Consider the following 6,336-nt stretch of genomic DNA (forward strand, 5'->3'; position numbering starts at 1 on the left):
GGTGGTCAACTACCTAATTTTCAGGGAAAAAGTACCTGAATTTTCCCCCTGATCACTCCCAGTCCGGTACTTTTTGATTGACAAAAAGTCTAAAAGTCTTACCCAACAAGGTTTTTAGATTTATTCAGCAGACCCTAATTACTTAGAATCCTTTTGGTGTGAGCAAATGGCTGTCCAACTGCAACAAGCTTTAGTGGTTGCTTCCTATATCTTGAAACAGCGTCTAGCAGGGAAAAAGCGTTTTCCCTTAGTTTTAATGCTAGAACCTCTATTTCGCTGTAATTTAGCCTGTACTGGCTGCGGTAAGATTCAACATCCCCCGGAAATCCTCCGCAATCATCTCACCCCGGCAGAATGTTTCGCAGCGGTGGAAGAATGCGGGGTTCCGGTGGTTTCCATCCCCGGGGGCGAGCCGCTTTTACACCCACAAATCGATGAAATTGTCAAGGGTTTAGTGGACAGAAAAAAATTTGTCTATCTCTGCACCAATGCCCTGTTATTGGAGAAAAGCCTGGATAAATTTACTCCTTCACCCTATCTTACCTTTAGCGTCCATCTGGACGGTTTAAAAGCACATCACGATCGCTGTGTGGATCGAGAGGGAGTATTCGATAAGGCAGTACAAGGGATTAAAGCGGCGAAAGCGAGAGGTTTTCGGGTTACTACTAATACCACGGTTTTTGAAGGCACAGAACCGCGAGAAATGCAGGAATTTTTCGATTTTCTCGCTACTTTGGGCATCGATGGCATGATGATTTCCCCCGGTTACAGTTATGAGTGGGCCCCTGATCAAGACAGTTTCTTGAAACGGGAGCAAACTAGAGCTTTATTCCGAGAAATTCTCTCACCCTGGAAATCAGGGCAGAAAAAGTGGAATTTTAACCATAATCCTCTCTTTCTCGATTTTCTCATCGGTGAACAAGACTATGAATGCACTCCTTGGGGTAGTCCTAGCTATAGTCTTTTAGGATGGCAAAAACCCTGTTATCTGCTCAACGAAGGTCATTACAAAAGCTTTCGGGAACTTTTAGCAGAAACCAATTGGGATAACTACGGTCGGGCCAGTGGCAATCCTCAATGTGCCGATTGTATGGTACATTGCGGCTACGAACCGACCGCGGCCATGGCAGCTTTTAAACTGGCTAATATGGGACGTGCCATGCAGAGTCTCATCGGAGTCTAGTCCTAAACTGATTCTAACCAGACGGCGGGGACTTGACTAGGGCGATCGGGTAATTGCATCCATCCCATTTCGCACAGACGAATTACCGAACTTAATTTTTCTACCAAAGCGGGATCGAAACGAATCCCGCTATAATTTTGACAGCGCTCTAGGGCCTCTCCTAAATCTAGAGCTAGTCGGTCGCCTCGCGGTTGAGTTAATTCCTGAAAATAGGCTGATAATCCTAAAATTCTCGACTCTAGGCTGATTTCTTCCCCTTTTAAGCCGTTGGGAACACCGCTACCATCCCAGTATTCAAACTCATGGTAAATAATCTGTTGAATTGGGGCTAATTCGGGCATAGTGGCGAGTAATTGTGCGCCTAACACCGATCTATCCCGCCAAAATAACGCATTTGCTCCCTCTAACTGACTGGCACGCTGTCTAAAAACTTCGATCGGAGCCTCCGCTAGACCGATGCGGTATAATAAACCGGCTAATCGTAAGCGTCGCAATCTCAGGGTGGGTAAATCGAGCAATTGTCCCAACATTTCCGCTAAAGCGGCCACCTGTAGGGAAGCAAGGGGATTATCAATATCTCTTTCATCGACCTTTTGAGCCATTCTTAGAAAAGCTTGCAGTTTATTAGCGGCTAAATTTTTATTTAAACGGGATGCTTGTCCTTCTAAGTCGCTTAATTCTCGCGTTTGTCTGCTGACGGTGACTAACTGCTGTTGACTGGTTTGCAGATAGGTGACAATGCGAGAGACTACTCCCGTTAAATCCGTGGGAATGGGATTAATATTTTGACTAATTTCCTGCTGTTGTCTGCTTAAATCGGCCGCTAGACTGGGATTATAGGGATGCAGACGCTCAATTAAGATCCTAGCGGCTTTTTCGACTAAATCGCGATCGAATGTCCATAAACCGTAGAATTTTCGCTCCGTGTCTATTTGGGGTTGACTATCGGACCGGTATTCTTCTGGGGATAACTCATGACAGAGTACCATGGAGGCGTAATCGGGGGAAAGAATGATTAAATTCCACTCATTAACCAAACTATCGCTATTATCTAAGTTGACTAGCGAAACATTCTCTAAACTGCCGGTTTTATGCTCAGAAAAACCACTATCGGCCACGGCAGCGATCGCAATATGACGAGAAGAGCGAGCGATATCTAAATAGCGCTCTGCTTCCTGTAAATACCATTTTCCCTGTTGAAAGGTGACTAAGACCAGTGGTTTATTTGTACTATCTGAGCTGCTAGTTTGCAAGATATGATCTTCAAGAGCATGACAGAGGGCCACAAGGGTATTCTTAAAATAGACCCCGTAACTGCTGGGTAATCGTCCCGATGAAGCTATTTTTAACTGTTGTAAGCTGGATTCTACGGTCATAATTTCCGAATATTAGGGGGTTGGGGAAATGGGGAGAAGGGAGAGGGGAGAAGGGAGAATAAATAAAAGCAATCTCCTGTCTCCTGTCTCCTGACGACCGGCTCCTGACTGCCTCAAAGGGGTTTATTCTACCACCCAGGGAGTGATTGCGGGAGTCCAATTAGCTAATTCTGCATCGCTAAACCAGAGACTAACTTCATCTTTGGCGGTATCTGGACCATCGGACCCATGGATAAGATTGCGTCCGACACTAATGCCAAAATCACCGCGAATCGTACCCGGTTCAGCATTGAGGGGATTAGTGGCACCAATAATTTTTCTAGCGGAGGCAATTACTCCTTCTCCTTGCCAAACCATGGCCACCACGGGGGAGGAGGTAATAAAATCGACTAACGAACGGAAAAAGGGTCTTTCCTTATGAACAGCGTAGTGTTTTTCCGCTAATTCGCTAGAAACCTGCATCATTTTCAACCCAACCAGCGTAAAACCTTTAGTTTCAAAGCGTTGAATAATTTCCCCCACCAGATTGCGCTGCACACCGTCGGGTTTAATCATTAAGAAAGTGCGTTCCATACTGCCTCTTAAAATTTAGTCATCGAAAAATTGCGTCCGAAACCCAGATTAACCCGGAATGGCATCCTAGAGAATGGCAGAGTTTTCGCTTAAATTGCTGAGTTAGCTTGCTGTCCGATTTAGGGTTTGCGGCAAAAAGTTTTTCGTGGGTGTAGGGTGTGGGGTGTAGGGTTTTAACCATTTTGAGGGGGTCAATTACCTAATTTTCAGGGAAAAAGTCCCTGAATTTTCCCCCCAATCACTCCAATCGCTGGCACTTTTGGATTGACAAAAAGTCTAAAAGTCTTATCGAACAATGTTTTTAGATTTATTCAGCAAACCCTAATTAATCTTCTATTAATATAACTTCGGTTGACGGAATTGATAAACATCAGCGATCACCTCTACCAAACCATTAGCAACGGATTCTAATAATCGATCGCCTTTTTCTTTACTTGCATTAGTAGCATCTCCCATCACTCCACTTTTAGTTAATTCCTTAGTTAACCAAGCAAAGGGTAATTTTCCCTCCATAGTTAACAAACTATTTTCTGGCAAACCTTGAGGATATTCTCGGACGGCCCGCTCAATTTTTACCTGTTCTGGCAGTAATGATAACATAATGCTAGTTTCCACATCTCCTGCATGAATACCGTATTCTAATTCATATTCCGAGAATAATGCAGCCGCATTGTGGGGAACTCGCCAAGTGAAAAAAGGAAATACTAAAAAATCGGGATATTGTTGATGAATATCCCTAGCGGCAATTTCCATAACTTGCGGTTGCCCGCCGTGGGAGTTCATTAATACTAACTTGCGAAAACCCGAACGATAGAGACTTTCAGCTATCTCTTGAATGAGGGTTAATAAGGTTGCTGCCGAGAGGGTAATCGTGCCGGGGAAAGACCAGTGTTCGTTAGATTTTCCGTAGTAGAGACAGGGTAAAGCGAAAGCGGCGATGTTTGTATCTAATTTCTCGAAAGCTTTGCCTAAAACCCCTAAACTAATGGCAGCATCGACGGCAATAGGTAGATGGGGTCCGTGTTGTTCGATCGCACCGATGGGTTGAATAATTACCACATTTTCCTTATCCGGCATTGAATCTATATCTGTCCAAGTAAGATAGGGAAAATAACGATGTGGGGGAATAAAACCGTGCATCATAATTTTATTGGGGGTGAGGGATTATGGTTAGAGGAAAAATTACTGTTTATGTTGTAATTTTATCACTAATTCTTGGCAAGGTTGCCAATCGTCTTTTTTATATAGCATTTATCTTAATGGTGAGGTACGAAGTCTCTGGTTTTAGGGAACAGGCAACAGTAGCCGGTCGTCTGGGGATGATACCAAATTAGGTTACACTTCATCTTTATGAGAGCGGAATTTCCGTTCTGCTTGATTTTCTCGGAATACTGAACAGTCGCTTTGTCAATGCGGGTCGTCTGAAAAGAGCCGGTCAAGAATCTCTCAGTCACGAAACCATCTATCAAATGATCTATCAGAACTATCGAGATTGTGGAGAGCATCAAGAATACCTAGGCGGCCAGACGAGGAAAAAGAAAGAGTCGAAGCGGGGGGAAAAGTAAAAGTAAGCGTGGTGGGATTCCGGAGCGTGGCAGGATTGGCCAAGAACAAAACCGCATCGGAAATCAACCCTTGTCACCGAAAAACTTTTCCAAGAGATTCCCCCTGACAAAAGAAAAACCGACCCTTGTGACAAGGTCAAAGAATTTTGTGGACATCAAGAGTCTCGTGAAGAAACTAGGAGCAGATTTTTATTTTACTACTCCTTATCATTCTTGGGAAAGAGGATTAAACGCCGGGTAAGAGTATCTTAAATCCTTGACAAAATGAACTTTATCTGGTTTTCTTCCCCATACCCCACACCCCAAAAAACTTTTTGCCGCAAACCCTATGTAACCCTAAAGTTTTATTTACCTTCTCCTACTACAGATTGATAAAATCTTTCTAGACTTTCTACAGAGGTTCGATCGTTAAATACTGTATCGATATTCACTTTAGTATAATCTTTGATTGTTTGTCGCCATTGATTATCTAAACCTAAACGGATAGCAATTTCAATATAGTGATTTTTATCCGTAGCAATTGTCTCGGTTATGCCTAATTTTTTCAAGATAGCATAGGAATGTCGTCCGCGCATAAATTCCCCCGGACAGGTAACAACTGGCAGCTGACAGGCAATGGCTTCGAGGGTGGTATTTCCTCCCGACCAACTTAAGTTATCTAAATAGATGTCTGCTAGTAAGTTAAGCTGAAAATAATCATTTTGTTCTAATTGTGGCATCATTACCCCATAATCTTGCCAATTGAGTCCATACCTATTAAAAGCTTGACTTAATCTCGACTGAAAGCAATGGGTGACAAATTCGCTACGATGGCAGATAAAAATAAATTGGCTGTTGGGAACTTGTCGAGCAATTCTAGGAAAAATTTCGTCATTTTCTGGCAGATATTTAAATAAACTTTGACAGTTTAAATAGATGATTTTATCCTCGGCTAATCCCATATCTAAACGAGTTTTTCTCTGGGGAGGAAGGGAAGGTTTGGGATAGGCAATACCTAAATTAGATAAGCGAATTAATTTTTCACTGTAGTGATTATCTCCCTCCGCGGGTTCCATTAATTCACTGGAGATAAAATAATCAATGGTTGGTAATCCTGAGGTGATTGGATGTCCCCAAGTTACACATTGTACTGGAGCTAAACGCAATCCTGCTAGTTGGGTAGTACGAGCATCCATACCAATATCTAAATAAACCAGAATATGTAACTGATTATCTAAAATATGTTGGGCAATTCTTTCCATATTAACTAAATTATCAAACTGATAAAAATAATCACTTTGCTCTTGATATTCTCTCGTAAAATTATCGAAAGTGTTATTAATATCTATTCCATAACAATAAATTTCAAATTGTTCTCGATTTCGCCACTGCAACCATCCTTGAAACAGTTTCGCTACCGTGTGATGACGCAAGTGAGCAGAAATATAGCCAAGGCGAATTTTTCCCGTAGGCATGGTTAGGTTTTTCACCCAATTAGGAAAGTTAACCGAGGCTATTTTACAGGGTAATCGCATGTTGATAGAGTTCTCAAATTCCGAGGAGTTAGGTCTAAAATTCGATGGGCAACTCAGGCTTTGACCTGCACAAGGCGACCGAATCTCTGGTTTTGCCAGTCATTATGGCCTAACAAACCCCGAAC

General features: G+C 42.7%; 4 protein-coding genes and 2 pseudogenes. 2 read left to right on the plus strand and 4 right to left on the minus strand.

What is annotated here, in order from left to right; genetic code table 11:
* Nucleotides 1-166 precede the first annotated feature (166 nt).
* Nucleotides 167-1,183, plus strand: coding sequence for an adenosyl-hopene transferase HpnH (gene hpnH / locus IM322_RS10890; protein WP_286826385.1), 1,017 nt, complete (start codon nt 167-169; stop codon nt 1,181-1,183).
* 2 nt (nt 1,184-1,185) lie between these two features.
* On the opposite strand, the gene IM322_RS10895 is transcribed toward hpnH, so the two are convergent.
* From IM322_RS10895 to IM322_RS10905, 3 genes are all read right to left on the minus strand, one after another.
* Nucleotides 1,186-2,559: an HD domain-containing phosphohydrolase gene (locus tag IM322_RS10895; RefSeq protein ID WP_287676041.1), complete on the minus strand. Its 1,374-nt coding sequence runs from the start codon at nt 2,557-2,559 to the stop codon at nt 1,186-1,188.
* 123 nt (nt 2,560-2,682) lie between these two features.
* Nucleotides 2,683-3,132 carry a nucleoside-diphosphate kinase gene (gene ndk / locus IM322_RS10900; RefSeq protein WP_002780036.1) on the minus strand — a complete coding sequence of 150 codons (450 nt, stop codon included), beginning with the start codon at nt 3,130-3,132 and terminating at the stop codon, nt 2,683-2,685.
* A gap of 336 nt (nt 3,133-3,468) precedes the next feature.
* Nucleotides 3,469-4,275, minus strand: coding sequence for a creatininase family protein (locus IM322_RS10905; protein ID WP_286826387.1), 807 nt, complete (start codon nt 4,273-4,275; stop codon nt 3,469-3,471).
* Nucleotides 4,276-4,484: 209 nt separating this feature from the next.
* On the opposite strand from IM322_RS10905, the pseudogene IM322_RS10910 reads away from it, so the two are divergent.
* A pseudogene (locus tag IM322_RS10910) lies at nt 4,485-4,929 on the plus strand (transposase family protein); the annotation flags it as partial.
* A gap of 112 nt (nt 4,930-5,041) precedes the next feature.
* On the opposite strand, the pseudogene IM322_RS10915 reads toward IM322_RS10910, so the two are convergent.
* Nucleotides 5,042-6,196, minus strand: a pseudogene (locus IM322_RS10915) (O-linked N-acetylglucosamine transferase, SPINDLY family protein); the annotation flags it as partial.
* Nucleotides 6,197-6,336 lie beyond the last annotated feature (140 nt).

The organism is Microcystis sp. M109S1, assembly GCF_020247025.1.
Classification (GTDB): domain Bacteria; phylum Cyanobacteriota; class Cyanobacteriia; order Cyanobacteriales; family Microcystaceae; genus Microcystis.